Genomic DNA, 18665 nt, shown 5'->3' with positions numbered 1-18665 from the left:
ACAGCGGATCTGCGCACAGCAGATCGGGCGGCGGCGGGCGGGCGCGGCCGCGTACGTTCGCCGCATGACCATGGACGTGGATGTCATCGAGGTACGGCCCCGTCTGCTCATGCTGCGCTTCCCGATCGGGCAGGCGTATCTGTGGGTGGACGGGGACGACGATCTGACGCTGATCGACGCGGGCTGGGCGGGCGCGGCGCCGCGGCTCCAGGAGGCGGTACGGAGCCGGGGCCTCCGGCCGGAGGGCCTGCGCCGGATCGTGCTCACCCACTGCCACCGCGACCACGTGGGCGCGGCGGGCGAGCTGGCCGCGCGGTACGGCGCCGAGGTGGTGGCGCACGCCCTGGACGCGCCGGTCGTCCGGGGCGAGGCTCCGCTCCCGGAGCCGGTCCTGCTCGACTGGGAGGTACCGCTCCACGAGCACGGACTGACGGTTCCGGTGGCGCCGCCGACACGGGTGGACCGGGAGGTCGCGGACGGGGACGAGCTGGCGTTCGGGGGCGGGGCGCGGGTGGTGTACACACCGGGCCACACGGAGGGTTCGATCGCGGTGCACCTCCCGCGGCACGGCGTGCTGTTCACGGGCGACACGGTGGCGTCCGTGGGGCGGGTGGCGTTGGGCGTGTTCCATGTGGACCGCGAACGCGCCAAGGCGTCCATGCGGCGGCTGGCCGGGCTGGCGCCGGAGACGGTGTGCTGCGGGCACGGTGACCCGCTGACGGACGGCGCGGCGGCCGCGTTGCGTGCCGCGGCCGACCGCGATGCCGCCGCCCCGCAGCCGTAGAGCGGCGACCGGTGGCGGGCGACCGGTGGCGGGGCGGCCCGTGGCGGGGGCGCCGGATGGTGGAGCGCTCGGAGCCGGGGCCGTCGGCGGCAGGGCGACCCGGGGCCGGACGACCCGGGGCGACCGGAGCCGGGCGACCGGTACCGCCCGCTCCGCCCGGCGTGGCGGGCCGTGCGGTCAGCCGACCGGGATGCCGGCCTCCAGGTTCAGTACGGTGCCGCGTTCGCGGGCGCGCAGCGCCCAGCGGAGCCGCTCGTAGCGAGCCGGGGGAAGCATCCCGGAGGCCTCACCCTCGGTGACGAACCGCCAGCCGCGCAGTTCGGCGCCCGGAAGCAGGACGTTCCGGACCTGGGTGGCGGTGAGCCGCCCGCCGTCGAAGAGGAGCCGGAGGCCACCGTGGCCGGGCGGCCGCGGCGGCTCCCAGTCGACGAGCAGAAGCCTGGGCACGACGTCCAGTTCGAGCCCTATCTCCTCGGCGACCTCGCGTATGCCGGCGCGGGCCGGCGGCTCCCCGCGTTCGACGACTCCGCCGGGGAACTCCCAGCCGGGCTTGTAGGTGGGGTCGACGAGCAGCACACGGTCCTGTTCGTCGAAGAGGAGAACCCCCGCGGCGAGGGTCTCACCGGTGGGCTCCGGCGTCTGGACGATCCCGCACGCGCCGGCCGCCCCGGTGCGTACCGCCTCGGCTATGCTCCGCGCGGTCTCCGCCGGGGTGAGGCGGCTGTTGTCGACGGCGTGGGCGTCGGTGGACAGCCAGCCGCCGAGCGCCGCGCGGTACGGCTCGATGTGCTCGTACGCCCACTGCCGGATCCGCTCGTCGCCCTCCGGGTCGCCCCCGAGCTCCTCGCGACCACCGATACGGCTGCGCAGTATCGTTTCGTCCGGAGTGAGCACCACATGGTGGACGGCGATGCGGCGGGCGGCGAGCCCGCCGAAGATCTCATCGCGGTACTCCTGGCGCAGCAGCGTCATCGGCACCACCAGTACGCCGCCCACCTCGGCGAGCATCGCGGCGGCCGCGTCCACGACCATGCGCCGCCACATCGGAAGGTCCTGGTAGTCGGTCACTTCGGCGAGCCGCTTCTGCGGCAGCAGGTACCGCAGCGCTCCGCCGATGATCTCGGGGTCGTAGACGGTGCTGTTAGGGATCAGGTCGATCAGCTCGCGCGCGGCACTGGTCTTGCCGGCACCGAACGCACCGTTGATCCAGACGATCACGGTTCCCCCTCCTCCGTAGCCCCCAGTGGCTTGCCCGCAACACCCTGCCACGGAAACCCGCCCGGGCACGCGGGTGTCCGATCGAGCACACAACTGTGGCCGGGCTGTTGCGCTTCCGTCGCGTCCGACGGGGAACCAGAAATGTCTCACGGTACGAAGAGATGCCCGCTCGGGCCGTAACACCCGGGGGCGGGTGTCGTTGGAGCAGGTGAGGGACAGGGGGTCCGCAATGGCACGCATGGTGTTGGAGAGGTTCCCGGCGGGAGGCCCGCGGGGCTCGTGGCCGGCTGAGGAGTTCGCCCAGGCCCGTCGCGAGGAGGGCCTGGCGGCGGAGGTCGTCATGGACATCGAGGCGGACGCGTTCCTGGTGGTCCTGCCGCAGCCGCGCGCGACGCAACCGCGCGCGACGCGGTCCGGCACGCCACGGCCCCGCGTCGAGGCCGCGGCGGCCTGACGGCGGGTCAGCCGGTCAGGGTGACGGCGCCGCGCCGGTCCGGGGCCGCGGCCGCCGCCGCGCCGAGGACGCCCGCGTCCCCGCCGGTCAGCGCCGGGGCGACCGTCAGGCGCTGGACGAAGGAGAGCGTGGCGTAGTCGCGCAGGGACCGGCGCAGCGGGTCGAACAGGACGGCACCGGCGCCCGCCACTCCCCCGCCGATCACGGCGATGTCGATCTCGACCAGCGCCGCCGTGGCGGCGATCCCCGCCGCCAGCGCCCGGGCGGCGCGCTCGAAGGACGCGGTGGCCACCGGGTCACCGGCGCGGGCCGACGCCGCCACGGCGGCGGCCGTGGTGTCGCCGTCGGGTCCGGGACGCCAGCCGTTCTCCCGTGCGCGGCGGGCGATGTTGGGCCCGCTGGCTATCCGCTCGACGCAGCCGCGTGCGCCGCAGGGGCAGGGGTCGCCGTCCAGGTCGACGCTGATGTGGCCGATGTGGCCGGCGTTGCCGGTCGGGCCGGTGTGCAGTCGGCCGCCCAGCACCAGCCCGCCACCGACGCCGGTGGAGACCACCATGCACAGAGCGTTGTGGTGGCCGCGGGCGGCGCCCAGCCAGTGCTCGGCCGCCGTCATCGCCACTCCGTCGCCGACCAGTTCCACCGGCAGGCCACCGGTCGCCCGGCGTACCCGCTCGACGAGGGGGAAGTCGCGCCAGCCGGGTACGTTGACGGGGCTGACCGTGCCCGCCGAGGCGTCCACGGGGCCCGCGCTGCCGATGCCCACGGCGCCGACACCCGGCCACAGTGCCGAGGCCGCGAGTTCGGCGAGGACCGCTTCGACGGCTCCCATCACCGTCTCGGCGTCCTCACGCGCCGGGGTGGGTCGCCGCGCCCTCAGCAGCACGCCGCCGTCGCCGTCCACCAGGGCGCCGGCGATCTTGGTACCGCCGATGTCCAGGGCGGCGACGAGGTCGGAATGCATGGGTGTCGGTCCCCCGTAAGTGCGTGCGTGAGCATGCCGGGCATCGTGGCGCGGAGCCGTACGGCGCGGCAACAACCGGACGGACCTGCGCTTTTCGGGCAACGTTCCCGAGCGGTCGCAGAACGGCCCGCCTCAGTCTCTCGCGCGCTGACAACGTTGTCCAGGGCCTATGCTCGACGCCACAGCCTCCCACACCCGCCCACCCGCACGCCGGACGACGAACGACGAACGACGAACGACAGGACAGCACCCGTGGCCGAGCCCACCCGCAGCCCCGCCCACCGCTACGGCAACCGGCCCACCATGAAGGACGTGGCCGCCCGCGCGGGCGTGGGGCTCAAGACCGTCTCGCGCGTGGTCAACGGCGAGGCGGGCGTCACGCCCGACACCGAACGGCGCGTCCAGGAGGCCATCGAGGCGCTCGGCTTCCGCCGCAACGACAGCGCGCGGGTCCTCCGCAAGGGCCGCACCGCATCCGTCGGCCTGGTCCTCGAAGACCTCGCCGACCCGTTCTACGGCCCGCTCAGCCGCGCCGTGGAGGAGGTCGCCCGGGCACACGGCGCGCTGCTGATCAACGGCTCCAGCGCCGAGGACCCGGACCGGGAGCAGGAGCTGGCGCTGGCGTTGTGCGCCCGCCGCGTGGACGGACTGATCGTCATCCCGGCGGGCACCGACCACCGCTACCTCGAACCGGAGATGCGGGCGGGCATCGCGACCGTCTTCGTGGACCGCCCCGCGGGCCGGATCGACGCGGACGTGGTGCTGTCCGACAGCTTCGGCGGCGCTCGCGCCGGTGTCGCGCACCTGATCGCGCACGGCCACCGCCGGATCGGGTTCATCGGCGACCAGCCCCGCATCCACACCGCCGTTGAGCGGCTGAGGGGCTACCGCGCGGCGATGGAGGACGCGGAACTGGCGGTGGACGACGCGTGGGTGTCACTGGGCTCGACGGAACCGGAGCGGGTGCGGCAGGCGACGGCCGCGATGCTCTCCGGCCCGGATCCGGTGACGGCCGTCTTCGCGGGTAACAACCGGGTGACGGTGACCGCCGTACGGGAACTGTCCGGGCGCGCGCGGCCGGTGGCGTTCGTCGGCTTCGACGACATCGAGCTCGCCGACCTCCTGGGCATCACGGTCATCGCGCAGGACGCCGCCGCGCTGGGGCGCACGGCGGCGGAGCGGTTGTTCCGACGGCTGGACGGGGTCGACGACGCCCCGGCGCGGACCGTCCTCGACACGGTGCTGATCCCCCGCGGCTCGGGCGAGATCCCGCCGGCCTGACCCCGCCCGTCCGGGCGCCCCCCGCCGACCGGTCATGCCCCCACCGGCCGGGCGCGCCCCCGCCCGGCGGGGACCTGAGCACGGACGGGGGTCTGACAGGGACCGACGGGGACCCGAACCTCTCCGGGGCGAGCAGCCCCACCCCGGAGGCACCTCGCACGTCACGACGGCGTACGACGACCACGGCGGGGCCCGACGACCACGGCCGGGGGCCACAGCGCGTACAGGAACCGCGTACAGCAGCCGCGTTCGCTCGCGGCGAGCGGAGCGGTGGCAGCGTCAGCGGGGTGCGGGCACGGGTCAGCACGAGCCCCGCGCTGTGCCGTGCCGCGCCGGAGTCGTACGTGACAAGGCTCCTCACCGGGCATCATCGCCTACGGGTCGGAGCTCGTCACACCGCCGTGCCGAGCGGGGCTCGAGCGGTGCGCGGACGCGTGAACGTCAGCAGACCGGCAGCCCCGGCACCGGCTGGTCGTTGTCACCGCCCTGGATGTAGACGTCGCTGACGTACACACCGGTGTTGCCGCTGTCGTCGTCCGTCCTGGCCCACCACACGTTGGTCCACTCGCCGTGGGTCTCGCGGCGGCCCAGGTTCGCCTGGCAGTAGAAGTAGTTGGTGCCCGCGTTGAGGGTGCCCGCCTCGCTGCCGTCGGCCCGGTAGGACTTCGCCGTGCGCCACACCTGGCAGTTGTACTTCCCGCCGCCTATGGAGTGGCAGGCGGGCGCGGGCTCGGGGTCCGTGCCGCCGCCGGTGGCCGACGCGGAGCCGCCGCCCGTGGTCGTCGTCGAGCCGCTGCCCGTGGAGCCCTGCCCGGAGCCGGCTCCACCGCCGGTCGTTGCCGGCCCGCCGCCGGTGGACCCGCCGCCGTCGGTGCCGCCGTCCGTGCCGTCGCCGGTCGTCGCCGCCGCGGAGGTGGAGGCCCGAGGCTTGTCGGCCGTGGCGGACTTGGTGGCCGTCGGCTCGGAGGCGGACGGCTCGGCGCCCGGCGTTCCGTCGGACGCGGACGGGGCGGCGCCGGGGTCGAGCGGGCGGCCGGGGTCGGCCGTTCCGCCGCTGTCGGTCCGCCCGTCGGCGAGCTCCTGCCCGGCGGGCGAGGTCCCGGTGTCGCCCATGAAGGCGTACGTCACGCCTCCGCCGGCCAGCAGGACGGCGGCGGCGGTCGCCGCGACGAGGATCCTGCCCCTGCCCTTGCCCTTGCGGGCCGCCGGAGCGGCAGAAGCGGCGGTGGCCGGCACCGGTGCGGACGCCGGCACGGGCGCCGCCGGAGGGACGGGGCCGGTTACCGGCGGCACCACCGGCGCCGGGCCGAAGCCCTGCGGCTGCTGCGGCAGGACGGTCCGCTCGGTCGGGACGTACGCCGGGGCCGCGCCGGCGGGCCCGGGCTCCTGCCCCGCCGCGACCGCCGCCAGCAGCTGCGCCGCGGCCGCCGCGTCCGGCCGCCGCGCCGGGTCCTTGTCCATCAGCTGCCGCAGTACGGGGCCGAGCGGGCCCGCCCGCTGCGGCTCGGGCAGCGGTTCGACGACGATCGCGGTGAGCGTCGACCACGTCGACGTACGCCGGAAGGGTGAGGCGCCCTCGACCGCCGCGTACAGGGTGGCGCCGAGCGCCCAGATGTCGGACGCGGGACCCGGCTCCTGGCCCTGCGCGCGCTCCGGGGCGAGGTAGTCGAGTGAGCCGACGATCTCGCCGCTGCGCGTCAGGTGGGTGGTGGAGCCGTCGCCCGGGTCCTCCATGGCGGCGATGCCGAAGTCGGTGAGGACGACCCGGCCGCCGCGGTCCAGCAGGACGTTGCCGGGCTTGACGTCACGGTGGAGCACTCCGACCGCGTGCGCGGCGTGGAGCGCCTCCAGCACCTTGGCACCGATCGCGGCGGCCTCGCGCGGCTCCATGACGCCGCGCTCGCCCAGGACGTCGTCGAGGGACGGCCCGTCGATGAACTCCATGACGATGACCGGACGGCCCTCGTGGTCCGCGACGTCGTGGACGGAGATCACCCCGGGATGGCGCACGCGCGCGGCGGCCCGCGCCTCGCGCTGCATCCGCAGCCGCAGGTCGGCCAGCTCGGGGCCGGAGGAGTCGTTGTACGTGCGGAGCTCCTTGACCGCGACCTCGCGGCCCAGGACCTCGTCGACGGCGCGCCAGACGACGCCCATGCCGCCGCGCCCGAGCTGCCGGACCACCCGGTAGCGCCCGGCGATCAGTTCGTTCTCCCCCGAAGACACCGCTGCCCCGTTCCTCTGTACACGTCATGTCGATGAACGCCTACAGAGTACGGGGCCGCTGTGACAGTGCCGACGGCGCCGGGAGCTACTGGGCGGTGGCCGTCAGGTCGCCTCGGCGCGGGGCGGAGAAGCCGTCGAGGTCCGCGCGGGTCAGTCCGGTGAGGCGGGCCACCTCGTCGGTGTCGAGGGCGCCGCAGTCGATGCCGCGCAGCAGGTAGGAGCTGAGGGCCTTCGCGGTGGCGGGCTCGTCCATGACGTCGCCGCCGGCGTGGTTGGCGTACGCGGACAGGCGGGCGGCGGCCTGCTCGAAGCCCTCGCGGTAGAAGGCGAAGACGGCGGCGTACCGGGTCGGCAGGTGACCGGGGTGCATGTCCCAGCCCTGGTAGTAGGCGCGGGCAAGGGCACGGCGGGTGAGGCCGTAGTGCAGGCGCCAGGCGTCGTGGACCTTCTGGGTGGGGCCGACCGGGAGGACGTTGGTGGAGCCGTCGGAGACGCGTACGCCGGTGCCGGCGGCGGCGACCTGCATGATCGCCTTGGCGTGGTCGGCGGCCGGGTGGTCGCTGGCCTGGTAGGCGGCGGAGACGCCGAGGCAGGCGCTGTAGTCGAAGGTGCCGTAGTGCAGCCCGGTGGCGCGGCCCTCGGCCGCGTCTATCATGCGGGCGACGGTGGCGGTGCCGTCGGCGGCGAGGATGGCCTGGCTGGTCTCGATCTGGATCTCGAAGCCGAGGCGGCCGGCGTCGAGGCCGTGGGCCTTCTCGAACGCCTCGAGGAGCCGTACGAAGGCGCTGACCTGCTCGGGGTAGGTGACCTTCGGAAGGGTGAGGACGAGGCCCTCGGGGAGGCCTCCGTGCTCCATGAGGCCGCTGAGGAAGACGTCCGTGGTGCGGATGCCCCGGTCGCGTACGGCGGCCTCCATGCACTTCATGCGGATGCCCATGTACGGGGCGGCCGTGCCTCCCTGGGGCCCTGCGGCCCCGGGGGTTCCTCCGGCGTACGCCTCGGAGATCAGGCGGGCGGCGCGGGCGGCGTCGCTGTCCTCGTCCTCACCGCCGTAGCCGTCCTCGAAGTCGACCCGGAGGTCCTCGACGGGTTCGCGCTCCAGCTTGGCCCGCACGCGCGCGTGGACGTCGTCGGCGAGCGCCTCCGGCAGGCCGAGGACGGCGGCGAGGGAGGCCGCGTCGGGGGCGTGCTCGTCGAGCATGGCGAGGGCCTGGTCGCCCCAGGAACGGATGGTCCCGGCGTCGAAGACCTCGCCGGGCACGTAGACGGTGTGGACCGGCTGGCGGGTGCCGGGGTCGCCCGGGTAGCGGCGGGCGAGCTCCTCGTCGACCGAGACGAGAGAGGCGCTGATGCCCTCGCTGACCGCGCCGGCGAGGCTCGTTGCCACCTTCTCCTGCTGACCCATTCCCACACCCTCCAAATTTCCGCTACACGGAATCAACAATCCGTATGGTGAAGTTAATGGGTGCCGATGACATGCGTCAATGGTCCCCCCGACGACGCGGGGCCGCGCGGTGAAGTCCACCGCGCGGCCCCGGAGCCGGAGAGATGCCGCAGGTCAGCCCTTGCGGGAGGTGATCTCCTCGGTCAGCTGGGGGACGACCTGGAAGAGGTCGCCGACCACGCCGTAGTCGACCAGGTCGAAGATCGGGGCCTCGGCGTCCTTATTGATGGCCACGATGGTCTTCGAGGTCTGCATGCCCGCGCGGTGCTGGATCGCGCCCGAGATGCCGGAGGCGATGTACAGCTGCGGGGAGACCGACTTGCCGGTCTGGCCGACCTGGTTGGTGTGCGGGTACCAGCCGGCGTCGACGGCGGCGCGGGAGGCGCCGACGGCGGCACCGAGCGAGTCGGCGAGCGCCTCGATGATCGAGAAGTTCTCGGCGCCGTTGACACCGCGGCCGCCGGAGACCACGATCGCGGCCTCGGTCAGCTCGGGGCGGCCGGTCGACTCGCGCGGGGTGCGGGAGACGACCTTGGTGCCGGTGGCCTTCTCGGAGAACGAGACGGACAGGGCCTCGACGGTGCCCGCGGCCGGGGCGGCCTCCACAGCGGCCGAGTTCGGCTTGACCGTGATGACCGGGGTGCCCCTGGAGACGCGGGACTTGGTGGTGAAGGAGGCCGCGAACGCGGACTGCGTGGCCACCGGGCCCTCGTCGCCGGCCTCGAGGTCGACGGCGTCGGTGATGATGCCGGAGCCGATGCGGACCGCGAGGCGGGCGGCGATCTCCTTGCCCTCGGTGGAGGACGGGACGAGCACGGCGGCCAGGGAGCCACCGGCGGACACGGCCTCGTGTGCGGCCTGGAGCGCGTCCACCTTCGGTACGACGAGGTAGTCGGCGAACTCGGGCGCGTCGGCGGTGAGGACCTTGACCGCGCCGTGCTCGGCGAGCGTGGCGGCGGTGGCCTCGGCGCCGGAGCCGAGGGCCACGGCGACCGGCTCGCCGATGCGGCGGGCCAGCGTCAGCAGTTCCAGGGTGGGCTTGCGGACGGCGCCGTCCACGTGGTCGACGTAGACGAGAACTTCAGCCATGGGACTTCAATCTCCTGCGATGCGAAGAGTCTGGGGGCGGTGAGTGGCTCGCGCGAGCCCTTAGATGAACTTCTGGCTCGCGAGGAACTCGGCCAGCTGCTTGCCGCCCTCGCCCTCGTCCTTGACGATCGTGCCGGCCGTGCGGGCCGGACGCTCCGCCGCCGAGTCGACCTTGGTCCAGGAGCCCTCGAGGCCGACCTCGTCGGCGTCGATGTCCAGGTCGTCCAGGTCCAGCGACTCCACCGGCTTCTTCTTGGCGGCCATGATGCCCTTGAAGGACGGGTAGCGGGCCTCACCCGACTGGTCCGTCACCGACACGACGGCCGGCAGGGACGCCTCCAGCTGCTCGGACGCGGTGTCGCCGTCGCGGCGGCCCTTGACGGTGCCGTCCTCGACCGAGACCTCGGAGAGCAGGGTGACCTGCGGGACGCCCAGGCGCTCGGCGAGGATCGCCGGCAGCACGCCCATGGTGCCGTCGGTGGACGCCATGCCGCAGATGACCAGGTCGTAACCGGTCTTCTCGACGGCCTTGGCGAGCACCAGCGAGGTGGCCATGACGTCGGAGCCGTGCAGGTCGTCGTCCTCGACGTGGACCGCCTTGTCGGCGCCCATGGAGAGCGCCTTGCGCAGCGCGTCCTTGGCGTCCTCGGGGCCGACGGTCAGCACGGTGATCTCCGCGTCGTCCGCCTCCTCGGCGATCTGAAGCGCCTGCTCGACCGCGTACTCGTCCAGCTCCGACAGCAGGCCGTCGACGTCGTCGCGGTCGACGGTCAGGTCATCGGCGAAGTGCCGGTCGCCGGTGGCGTCGGGCACGTACTTCACACAGACAACGATCCTCAAGCTCACGCCGGCTCTCCTACACATCGTCATAACTGGGCTGCCTTGTTGCACGCAGCATAGGCGCCTGATGGGACGGTTTCCGCTCGGGGCGGTGGACGCCCCTCCCGAAATATTACTCGTCAGTACACCGATTGCTTTCCCGGTGAGCAAGCGCTTTGAACTGTGACCTTGCCAACGCTCCGTAACCGGGATTTCTCAGTCCCGCAGAGCGTTGAAGCGCCCCTCGTGGTAGAGCAGCGGACGCCCCGCGCCGTCCGGATCGCCGGCGACCGCCTCGGCCACCACCAGGCGGTGGTCACCGGCCGGGACCCGGGCGACGACCCGGCACACCAGCCACGCCAGCACGCCGTCGAGCACCGGCACTCCCTCGGGTCCCGTGCGCCAGCGGGTCGGCGCGCCGAAACGGTCGGCGCCGCTGCGCGCGAAGGTGGCGGCCAAGTCCCGCTGGTGCTCCCCCAGAACGTGGACGCCGATGTGTTCGGCCTCCGCCAGGACGGGCCAGCTGGAGGAGGAGGTCCCTACGCCGAACGAGATCATCGGGGGCTCGGCGGAGACCGAGGTGAGGGAGGTGGCGGTGAAGCCGACGGGCCGCTCCCCCCGGGCGGTGATCACCGCGACTCCCGCCGCGTGCCGCCGGAAGACGGAGCGGAGCAGCTCGGGCGTGGCGTGCCGGGGAGGCCGGAGGGCGGCGAGGTCGGGCGAGACCGTCATGGCGGGGTCCTTCTGCGGGTGGCGCGGGGTGGTGGGCCGTGGCTGCTCAGACACCCGGACAGCGCGCGCTCGCGCTGCGGGCCAGGTCGACGTGGGCCCGCCCGTGAAGAAGGAGTTCCTGGGGCACGGCGTCAGCCTGACGATGGATGGCATGCACAGTCAAGTGCGTCCCGGCATGTGCGACGTGCGTCACGGCGCGTCACACGACCCGGCCGAGCGCGGCGATGACGTCGGCCTTGCGGGGTTGTCCGGTCGCCTGGCGGACGATCCGGCCCTCGCCGTCGAGCACCAGCACCGTGGGCGTACTGACGATGTCGAGTTCGCGTACGAGGCCGAGGTGCCGTTCGGCGTCGATCTCCACATGGGCGACGCCGCCGACCATCGCGGCCACCTCGGCCAGCGTGCGGCGGGTCGCGCGGCACGGCTGGCAGAAGGCGCTGGAGAACTGCACCAGCGTCGCGCGCTCCCCCAGTTCCGCACCGAGCTCACCCACCCCGAGCACCCGGCCCGTCCCGTACTCCCGCACCTTCGGTCTCCTGTCCGTCCTGTGGTGGCACCGTCCGGTGCAGCGCGCGCGGGGCTCCCGGGATTCCCGACGCAGGCATGGAATCCTCCTCAGCGGATATGACGTGACGAGAATCTCGCTGTACGGAGCCGTCGGGACTGGCCTGTACGGCGCACATGGTGCACGATCGGCCCAATGCCGGGTACCTACGGCTGCGTAACTTCCGCCGGGAGAATCCTCCCCAGGAACTGAAGAAGGGGTCCTCTCCAGATGGCAGAACTCGTCTATCGGCCGGTCATCGGCGCCGCTCTCACGATGTTCAAGGCGCTCGACCTGAAGATCGACACCCAGGGTTCGGAGAACATCCCGCGTACCGGCGGGGCCGTGCTGGTGAGCAACCACATCAGCTATCTGGACTTCATCTTCTCCGGTCTGGCGGCCCTGCCGCAGAAGCGCGTGGTGCGCTTCATGGCCAAGGACTCGGTCTTCCGGCACAAGGTCTCCGGTCCGCTGATGCGGGGCATGAAGCACATCCCGGTCGACCGCGACCGGGGTGAGGCGGCCTACCACCACGCCCTGGAGTCGCTGCGCTCCGGCGAGATCATCGGGGTGTTCCCCGAGGCCACCATCTCCCCGTCGTTCACGCTCAAGTCCTTCAAGTCGGGCGCGGCGCGGCTGGCCCAGGAGGCCGGCGTACCGCTGATCCCGATGGCCCTGTGGGGCACGCAGCGGCTGTGGACCAAGGGGCGGCCGCGCAACTTCAGGAGGAGCCACATCCCGGTGACGATCCGGGTGGGCGAGCCGGTGGAGGCGCCGACCGACCAGTACGCGGGCGCGATCACCCGGCGGCTGCGCGAGCGGGTGCAGGAGCTGCTGGAAGCGGCGCAGCGTTCGTACCCCGTGCGCCCCAAGGACGCGAGCGACACCTGGTGGATCCCCGCCCATCTCGGAGGCACGGCTCCGACCCCGGCCGAGGTCCGCGAGGCCGGCTGAACCGGCCATCGTGCGGGCGCCACGGTGACCACGGCAGTCACGGCGCCGTGCGAGGCGTGCCTGACGCCTTGCGCCCGGTACGCGCCCGAGGCCGGGCGAGAGCGCGGCGGAGCCGCCGTACCCCGGCGCAAGCCGTACCGACGCAAAACCGTACCGGCGCACGCCGCGGGGGCGAGCCGTGCCAGCGAGCCGTGTCACCGCAGCGACCGAGCACGCCGGGCCGGGCGGGCCGGGCGGGCCGCCCGCGTACGGCCCCCGGACCTCGCCACGCCGCGTGGCGTCACACGGGGCGGCCCACCCTGACACGGGCGCCCGGGCTCAGTTTCTCCAGCGACTCGGCCAGTTCTGCACCCGCGGCCTCCAGGGCCTCGGTCGGCATGGGGGCGAGGCTCTCCAGGAGGAACAGCGCGTTCTCGGACGTCTCGGTGAGGCGCGTCCGGACGCCTTGGCGCCAGTTCCAGCGGCGGCAGGTGACGCCCTCGTCGTCGCACCAGACCACTTCGCCCGGTTCCGGGTGCTCGACGACCTCCTCGCCGCCGGCGACCGTGAGGAACGGCTCGCCGCCGGTGGCGCGGACGAGCCGCATTCGGCCGCGGATCCGGTCGGCGTCCTCGCCGCCGACCGGGACGAGATGGGCGACGCTGACGGCGTTGTAGGCGTCGACCAGCAGGTTGACGCGCGGCAGGCCGCCGTCGGCGAGGGCGCGCCGGGCCAGCGCCTCGGCGGAGTTGCGCGTACGGGACGGCTTGGCGCCGAAGGCGGTGTAGGCCTCGCGCCAGGCGGTGACGTGCGGATCGTCGTGCGGGGCACGTCCGTCGAGGCGCTCGGCGAGGCGGCGGGCGGCGTCGTCCAGGAGAGCGGAACCGGCGGCGTCGCTGGGGCCGTTGACCAACCCTCGAGCCTCGATGGCGAGATGGGTGAAGCCGGGGACGAGGGTGCGCACCTCGTCGGCGACGGTGAGTGTCAGGGGCATGGTCCGCCGTTCAGGCTGTGTCGGTGGCCGGCAGGGCCGTGGGGAGTGTCCTGTCCAGGTGCGGCCGGTCCCGGGCGGCCCGCAAGGCACTCAGGATCACCGGATGCGGTGCAGCATACAGGACTGGATAGTCCATTTCATTGAACGCCGGTCGCACCCGGAACGCCAGCTGCTCGCGGTCGGCCCGGAACCGCGCGTCCACGCCCCGGCCATTGCCGCGCGGATCCTGGCGCACCCAGCCCGCACCGCCGGGCAGCTTCACGGCGACCAGGCCGTGCACCACTTCGAGGCGCTGGTAACACAGCGCGGCCGGGATGGACCGGGCGCGCAGGAGCGCCACGAGCGCGTGCGACTTCGCGTAACAGATCCCGGTGCCCTGCTCCAGCACGTCCGAGGCGCGCCAGGTGACGCGCGGATCATCGGCGTCCATCGAGTGCGACACGGTGTCGCGTACGTACTCGAAGGCCGCTTCGGCGTATGAGTATGCGTCGGTATGGTCGACGGCGAGACGACGCACGACCGCACGCACCTGCGGATGCTCATGGTCGACAGCCTCGTCGGCGGCCAAGTAGGCAGAAATATCGGCGACTTGCTGGAACATCTCCATGACGGCAGACCATAGGAAAGCGGCCGACCGGAGTCAATCAATTTCCGATCGGCCGCATATCCATGCGGAGCTATCCGTGTGTCATCTCTTCTTTCAGCGCCAGGACGAACGCGTCGACGTCGTCCTCGGTGGTGTCGAACGAGCACATCCACCGCACATCACCGGCGGCCTCGTCCCAGAAGTAGAAGCGGAAACGTTCCTGGAGCCGCCTGGTGACCTGGTGCGGCAGCCGCGCGAACACCGCGTTCGCCTGCACGGGATGGAGGATCTCCACCCCGTCCACGGCCCGTACGCCCTCCGCGAGGCGCTGCGCCATCGCGTTGGAGTGCCGGGCGTTGCGCAGCCACAGGTCCTTCGCGAGCAGCGCCTCGAACTGCACCGAGACGAAACGCATCTTGGAGGCGAGCTGCATCGACATCTTGCGCAGGTGCTTCATGTGGCTGACGGCGTCCGGGTTGAGGACGACCACGCACTCGCCCGCCAGCATGCCGTTCTTCGTCCCGCCGAACGACAGGACGTCCACACCGGCCGCGTTGGTGAACGCCCGCATCGGGACGTCCAGCGAGGCGGCCGCGTTGGCTATCCGGGCGCCGTCGAGGTGCACCTTCATGCCCAGGCCGTGGGCGTGCTCGACGATCGCGCGGATCTCGTCCACCGTGTAGACGGTGCCCAGTTCGGTGTTCTGGGTGATCGAGACGACCTGCGGCATGGCGCGGTGCTCGTCGTCCCAGCCGAACGCCTGCCGGTCGATGAGCTCGGGCGTCAGCTTGCCGTCCGGCGTAGGGACGGTCAGCAGCTTCAGCCCGGCCATGCGCTCGGGCGCACCGCCCTCGTCCACGTTGATGTGCGCGGACTCGGCGCAGATCACCGCGCCCCACCGGTCGGTCAGCGACTGGAGGGCGGTGACGTTGGCGCCGGTGCCGTTGAACACCGGGAAGGCCTCGGCGGTGGGGCCGAAGTGGCTGTGCATCACCCGCTGGAGGTGCTCGGTGTACACGTCCTCGCCGTAGGCGACCTGGTGGCCACCGTTGGCGAGGGCGAGCGCCGCGAGGATCTCGGGGTGGACACCGGCGTAGTTGTCGCTGGCGAAGCCCCGTACGGTCGGGTCGTGACGCCGCCGGGCATCGGTCCTGGCGGTGCCGGGGGTCACGGCTTGGGGGTCAGCCACAGGCGCTGTCCATTCACTTCCTGAGCGGGCCTGTCCCAGACGGCGGCGATCTCGTCGCCCAGATCCTTGACGTCCGTGAAGCCCGCGAACTTCGCGTTCGGGCGCTCGGCGCGCATGGCGTCGTGCACCAGAGCCTTGACGATCAGGATCGTAGCGGCGGCCTTCGGACCCTCTTCGCCGCCCGCCTTGCGGAAGGCGTCGCCGAGGGCGAGCGTCCACGCCTCGGCCGCCGCCTTGGAGGCGGCGTAGGCGGCGTTCCCCGCGGTCGGCTTGCTCGCCCCGGCGGCGCTGACCAGGACGTACCGGCCGCGGTCGCTGCGCAGCAGCCCGTCGTGGAAGGCGAGGGAAGTGTGCTGGACCGTGCGGATCAGCAGCTTCTCCAGCAGCGCCCAGTCGGCGAGGTCCGTCTCGGCGAACGTCGCGCTGCCGCGCCAGCCGCCGACCAGGTGGACCAGGCCGTCCACCCGCCCGAACTCCTTCTCGGTCTTGTCGGCCCACTCCCGGGTCGCGCCCGGGTCGAGCAGGTCCACGGTGTCACCGACGACGGTCGCACCACCGTGCGCGTAGCGGGCGGCGTCCACCGCCTCGGCGAGCCGCGCGGGATCGGCGTCGGAGGCGACCACGGTCGCACCGGCCTCCGCGAGGCGCAGCAGGGCGGCACGGCCGGCCGCTCCGGCCGCTCCGGCCACCGCGACGACCGCGCCCTCGAGCGGGCCGCCGTCTCCGTTGCCCTTGCCGTTCATGGTCGTCGTCTCCTCCGTACGAGAGTTCACGCGGCGACCCTCTCGGTGGCCTTCTCGGCGGTGATGCCCTTGGTGGAGGCGATCACGTTCTTCAGCTTCTTGGAGAGGGCCTCATAGAACATGCTCAGCGGAAACTCGTCGGCCAGCACCTCGTCGACGAGCTTGCGCGGCGGCAGGCTCAGGTCGAGGGCGTCGGGGCCCTTGGCCCAGCGGGAACCGGGGTGCGGGGCGAGGTACGACGAGACCAGGTCGTACGCGGCGAACCAGTGGACCAGCTTCGGGCGGTCGATGCCGTCGCGGTACAGCTGCTCTATCTCGCCGCAGAGCTGGTTGGTGACCTCCGGGGCGCGCTCCCAGTCGATCTTCAGCGTGTTGTCGGTCCAGCGCAGCACGTCGTGCTTGTGGAGGTACGCGAAGAGCAGCTGGCCGCCCAGGCCGTCGTAGTTGCGGTTGCGGTCACCCGTGACCGGGAAGCGGAACATCCGGTCGAACAGCACGGCGTACTGGACGTCGCGTCCGTGCGGGTGGCCCTCCGCGTCCAGCTTCACGGCCTCCTTGAAGGCGGTGAGGTCGCAGCGCAGCTCCTCCAGCCCGTACATCCAGAACGGCTGGCGCTGCTTGATCATGAAGGGGTCGAACGGCAGGTCCCCGTGGCTGTGGGTGCGGTCATGGACCATGTCCCAGAGCACGAAGGCCTTCTCGCAGCGCTCCTGGTCGCCGAGCATCTCGCGGATGTCGTCGGGCAGGTCGAGGCCGAGGATGTCCACGGCCGCCTCGGTGACGCGGCGGAAGCGGGCGGCCTCGCGGTCGCAGAAGATGCCGCCCCAGCTGAACCGCTCGGGAGCCTCGCGCACGGCGATGGTCTCCGGGAAGAGCACGGCCGAGTTGGTGTCGTAGCCCGAGGTGAAGTCCTCGAACGTGATGCCGCAGAAGAGCGGGTTGTCGTAGCGGGTGGCCTCCAGCTCGGCGAGCCACTCCGGCCAGACCATGCGCAGCACGACGGCTTCCAGGTTGCGGTCCGGGTTGCCGTTCTGCGTGTACATCGGGAACAGCGCCAGGTGCTGGAGTCCGTCGACCCGGTCGGCGGCCGGCTGGAAGGCCAGCAGCGAGTCCAGGAAGTCCGGCACGGCGAAACCGCTGTCCGCCCACTTGCGAAGGTCGGCGGTGAGCGCCTGGTGGTACGCGGCATCGTGCGGGAGCAGCGGGGAGAGCTGCTCGACGGCGGCGACGACCCGGTCGAGGGTGGTGTCGACGATCGCACGGGAGGGCGCGCCCTCGGCCGCGAAGTCGATGGAGCCGTCCGCGGACTGCCAGGTGCGGATCTCTTCCACGGCATTCTTGAGCTCGGGCCACGCCGGGTGCTCGATCACCCTGGCGTCGGCGGATACATCCCCGCCCGCAACATCCTGCACAAGAATTTCCGTCATCACACTTCCTCCACGGGAGAACCTCGCGTCAAGGCACCGTATCCATGGGTGCTTCTCCGCCACAAGGGGAGCAGGAAGAAAATATCCTGTCCTCCCCCCATCGCGACCGCCGTTTTTCCTGTCCAGGGCGGGTGATGCAGCGGCATCCACGGCGTTCCGGCGGGAATGCCCAGCCGGCGCACGGCGTGCCGTCGGACCCTCAACAACGCGCCCACGTACGGGTGAAGAGGATCGCGGCCTACGTGCGTGACCGGCGGGACGGACGGGTTGCTCCTGCTCCTCCCCGGGGCGCCCTACGCCATGGGCGTCCGCGCCGTTCGGGTCTCCGCCCAGCCGGCCGGTTTCGTCCTGGACACCGGCGCACCGGGGCGGATCGCTCCGCTTCCCCGCGCGGGACGGGTTCCGTCGCGGGTGCGGATCGTTAGGCTGCGACGGTGCCGCGGGTGGCACGGCACCGCGCGGCACCGCCGTCGACGGAAGCGAGAAGATCTTGAGTTTCCTCACCATCGGTCATCGCGGAGTCATGGGTGTCGAACCGGAGAACACCCTGCGGTCCTTCGTCCGCGCCGAACACGCGGGCATGGACGTCATCGAACTGGACCTGCATCTGAGCAAGGACGGCGCCCTGGTCGTCATGCACGACGCCGAGGTGGACAGGACGACCGACGGCACCGGGGCCGTCGCCGACAAGACCCTGGCCGAGCTGCGGGAGCTCGACGCCGGGCTCGGCGAGCGGATCCCGGTGTTCGAGGAGGTCGTGGACGCCGTCCGCACACCGCTCCAGGCGGAGATCAAGGACGTGGCGGCGGCCCGGGTGCTGGCCGAGGTGATGCACCGGCGCGGCCTGGCCGGGCGGGTGGAGGTCTCGTCGTTCCACGACGAGGCGGTCGCCGAGATCGCCCGCCTCGTGCCGGGCGTCCGGACGGTGCTCATCGCGAGCCACTGGGGCGACGACATCGTGGCGCGGGCGCGCGCCGTGGGCGCCGGCACGCTCGCGCTGAACATCCGCCGCCTCACCCTGGAGACCACGGAACGGGCGCGCGCGGCGGGGCTGGGCGTGATCGGCTGGGTGGTCAACACGCCGCAACACCTGCGGCTCGTGCGCGCCCTGGAGCTCGACGGCGCGACCACCGACCACCCCGAGATCCGCCGCACCGGCCGCTTCACGGCCTGACGGACCCGGTTCCGCTCCCCGGCCCGGCTCCGCTCCCCGGCCCGGCTCCGCCCGGCACCCCGCCGGACGG

The 18665-nt window shown here is 72.7% G+C and carries 18 protein-coding genes; 5 read left to right on the top strand and 13 right to left on the bottom strand.

The window, feature by feature from the left end:
- Positions 1–64 precede the first annotated feature (64 nt).
- Positions 65–784 carry an MBL fold metallo-hydrolase gene (locus ABD347_RS21320; protein WP_425575725.1) on the top strand — a complete coding sequence of 240 codons (720 nt, stop codon included), beginning with the start codon at positions 65–67 and terminating at the stop codon, positions 782–784.
- A gap of 177 nt (positions 785–961) precedes the next feature.
- Here the strand turns inward: ABD347_RS21320 and ABD347_RS21315 are convergent, their stop codons facing one another.
- Positions 962–2002: an NUDIX hydrolase gene (locus ABD347_RS21315; RefSeq protein ID WP_344363691.1), complete on the bottom strand. Its 1041-nt coding sequence runs from the start codon at positions 2000–2002 to the stop codon at positions 962–964.
- A gap of 229 nt (positions 2003–2231) precedes the next feature.
- Between ABD347_RS21315 and ABD347_RS21310 the strand changes: the two genes are divergently transcribed.
- Complete coding sequence (locus ABD347_RS21310; RefSeq protein ID WP_344363689.1) at positions 2232–2456, top strand: hypothetical protein; 225 nt, start codon at positions 2232–2234, stop codon at positions 2454–2456.
- Positions 2457–2463: 7 nt separating this feature from the next.
- Here ABD347_RS21310 and ABD347_RS21305 read toward each other — a convergent pair whose 3' ends face one another.
- On the bottom strand, positions 2464–3417 hold the full coding sequence (locus tag ABD347_RS21305) for an ROK family protein (RefSeq protein ID WP_344363686.1): 954 nt from the start codon (positions 3415–3417) through the stop codon (positions 2464–2466).
- Positions 3418–3720: 303 nt separating this feature from the next.
- Here ABD347_RS21305 and ABD347_RS21300 point away from each other — a divergent pair, with 303 nt between their 5' ends.
- Entirely contained in the window at positions 3721–4698 is a 978-nt protein-coding gene (locus ABD347_RS21300) for a LacI family DNA-binding transcriptional regulator (protein ID WP_344363784.1), read from the top strand.
- A gap of 441 nt (positions 4699–5139) precedes the next feature.
- On the opposite strand, the gene ABD347_RS21295 is transcribed toward ABD347_RS21300, so the two are convergent.
- From ABD347_RS21295 to ABD347_RS21270, 6 genes are all read right to left on the bottom strand, one after another.
- Positions 5140–6921: a serine/threonine-protein kinase gene (locus tag ABD347_RS21295; protein WP_344363684.1), complete on the bottom strand. Its 1782-nt coding sequence runs from the start codon at positions 6919–6921 to the stop codon at positions 5140–5142.
- 85 nt (positions 6922–7006) lie between these two features.
- Positions 7007–8326, bottom strand: coding sequence for a DUF6986 family protein (locus tag ABD347_RS21290; RefSeq protein ID WP_344363682.1), 1320 nt, complete (start codon positions 8324–8326; stop codon positions 7007–7009).
- A 153-nt stretch (positions 8327–8479) separates the two neighbouring features.
- A complete protein-coding gene (locus ABD347_RS21285; protein WP_344363680.1) occupies positions 8480–9454 on the bottom strand; it encodes an electron transfer flavoprotein subunit alpha/FixB family protein in 975 nt (324 codons plus the stop codon).
- 60 nt (positions 9455–9514) lie between these two features.
- Positions 9515–10300 carry an electron transfer flavoprotein subunit beta/FixA family protein gene (locus ABD347_RS21280; protein WP_344363677.1) on the bottom strand — a complete coding sequence of 262 codons (786 nt, stop codon included), beginning with the start codon at positions 10298–10300 and terminating at the stop codon, positions 9515–9517.
- Between the two features lie 189 nt (positions 10301–10489).
- Positions 10490–11005 (bottom strand): flavin reductase family protein, encoded by a 516-nt coding sequence (locus ABD347_RS21275; RefSeq protein WP_344363781.1) that lies wholly within the window; start codon positions 11003–11005, stop codon positions 10490–10492.
- Between the two features lie 199 nt (positions 11006–11204).
- A complete protein-coding gene (locus tag ABD347_RS21270; protein WP_344363675.1) occupies positions 11205–11531 on the bottom strand; it encodes a TlpA family protein disulfide reductase in 327 nt (108 codons plus the stop codon).
- A gap of 249 nt (positions 11532–11780) precedes the next feature.
- Between ABD347_RS21270 and ABD347_RS21265 the strand changes: the two genes are divergently transcribed.
- Complete coding sequence (locus ABD347_RS21265; protein ID WP_344363672.1) at positions 11781–12503, top strand: lysophospholipid acyltransferase family protein; 723 nt, start codon at positions 11781–11783, stop codon at positions 12501–12503.
- Positions 12504–12783: 280 nt separating this feature from the next.
- On the opposite strand, the gene ABD347_RS21260 is transcribed toward ABD347_RS21265, so the two are convergent.
- The 5 genes from ABD347_RS21260 to ABD347_RS21240 all read right to left on the bottom strand — a co-directional run bounded on the left by ABD347_RS21260 (position 12784) and on the right by ABD347_RS21240 (position 17421).
- Positions 12784–13476 (bottom strand): B3/B4 domain-containing protein, encoded by a 693-nt coding sequence (locus tag ABD347_RS21260; RefSeq protein WP_344363669.1) that lies wholly within the window; start codon positions 13474–13476, stop codon positions 12784–12786.
- A 10-nt stretch (positions 13477–13486) separates the two neighbouring features.
- On the bottom strand, positions 13487–14083 hold the full coding sequence (locus ABD347_RS21255; protein WP_344363667.1) for a transglutaminase-like domain-containing protein: 597 nt from the start codon (positions 14081–14083) through the stop codon (positions 13487–13489).
- 70 nt (positions 14084–14153) lie between these two features.
- Positions 14154–15251, bottom strand: a complete 1098-nt coding sequence (locus ABD347_RS21250; protein ID WP_344363665.1) for a threonine aldolase family protein — start codon at positions 15249–15251, stop codon at positions 14154–14156.
- Positions 15230–15994, bottom strand: coding sequence for an SDR family NAD(P)-dependent oxidoreductase (locus ABD347_RS21245; RefSeq protein ID WP_344363777.1), 765 nt, complete (start codon positions 15992–15994; stop codon positions 15230–15232). Before ABD347_RS21245 ends, ABD347_RS21250 begins: the two co-directional genes overlap by 22 nt.
- 26 nt (positions 15995–16020) lie before the next feature.
- Complete coding sequence (locus ABD347_RS21240; protein WP_344363662.1) at positions 16021–17421, bottom strand: DUF6421 family protein; 1401 nt, start codon at positions 17419–17421, stop codon at positions 16021–16023.
- A gap of 490 nt (positions 17422–17911) precedes the next feature.
- On the opposite strand from ABD347_RS21240, the gene ABD347_RS21235 reads away from it, so the two are divergent.
- The gene (locus ABD347_RS21235) at positions 17912–18595 is read left to right on the top strand and encodes a glycerophosphodiester phosphodiesterase (protein WP_344363660.1); all 684 of its coding nucleotides are present in this window, start codon (positions 17912–17914) and stop codon (positions 18593–18595) included.
- The last annotated feature ends 70 nt before the right edge of the window (positions 18596–18665 follow it).

This window comes from Streptomyces gobitricini (assembly GCF_039532985.1).
GTDB lineage: Bacteria > Actinomycetota > Actinomycetes > Streptomycetales > Streptomycetaceae > Streptomyces > Streptomyces gobitricini.
Note: the sequence above shows the minus strand (reverse complement) of the source record. Positions and strands in the feature narration are given on the sequence as shown.

Excerpts from the sequence above, each read along its gene's own strand:
- ABD347_RS21275 (WP_344363781.1), bottom strand. The coding sequence starts at position 11,005 with ATGACGGTCTCGCCCGACCTCGCCGCCCTCCGGCCTCCCCGGCACGCC.
- ABD347_RS21240 (WP_344363662.1), bottom strand. The coding sequence starts at position 17,421 with ATGACGGAAATTCTTGTGCAGGATGTTGCGGGCGGGGATGTATCCGCC.
- ABD347_RS21310 (WP_344363689.1), top strand. The coding sequence starts at position 2,232 with ATGGCACGCATGGTGTTGGAGAGGTTCCCGGCGGGAGGCCCGCGGGGC.
- ABD347_RS21305 (WP_344363686.1), bottom strand. The coding sequence starts at position 3,417 with ATGCATTCCGACCTCGTCGCCGCCCTGGACATCGGCGGTACCAAGATC.
- ABD347_RS21245 (WP_344363777.1), bottom strand. The coding sequence starts at position 15,994 with ATGAACGGCAAGGGCAACGGAGACGGCGGCCCGCTCGAGGGCGCGGTC.
- ABD347_RS21265 (WP_344363672.1), top strand. The coding sequence starts at position 11,781 with ATGGCAGAACTCGTCTATCGGCCGGTCATCGGCGCCGCTCTCACGATG.
- ABD347_RS21260 (WP_344363669.1), bottom strand. The coding sequence starts at position 13,476 with ATGCCCCTGACACTCACCGTCGCCGACGAGGTGCGCACCCTCGTCCCC.
- ABD347_RS21300 (WP_344363784.1), top strand. The coding sequence starts at position 3,721 with ATGAAGGACGTGGCCGCCCGCGCGGGCGTGGGGCTCAAGACCGTCTCG.
- ABD347_RS21285 (WP_344363680.1), bottom strand. The coding sequence starts at position 9,454 with ATGGCTGAAGTTCTCGTCTACGTCGACCACGTGGACGGCGCCGTCCGC.
- ABD347_RS21320 (WP_425575725.1), top strand. The coding sequence starts at position 65 with ATGACCATGGACGTGGATGTCATCGAGGTACGGCCCCGTCTGCTCATG.
- ABD347_RS21290 (WP_344363682.1), bottom strand. The coding sequence starts at position 8,326 with ATGGGTCAGCAGGAGAAGGTGGCAACGAGCCTCGCCGGCGCGGTCAGC.
- ABD347_RS21255 (WP_344363667.1), bottom strand. The coding sequence starts at position 14,083 with ATGGAGATGTTCCAGCAAGTCGCCGATATTTCTGCCTACTTGGCCGCC.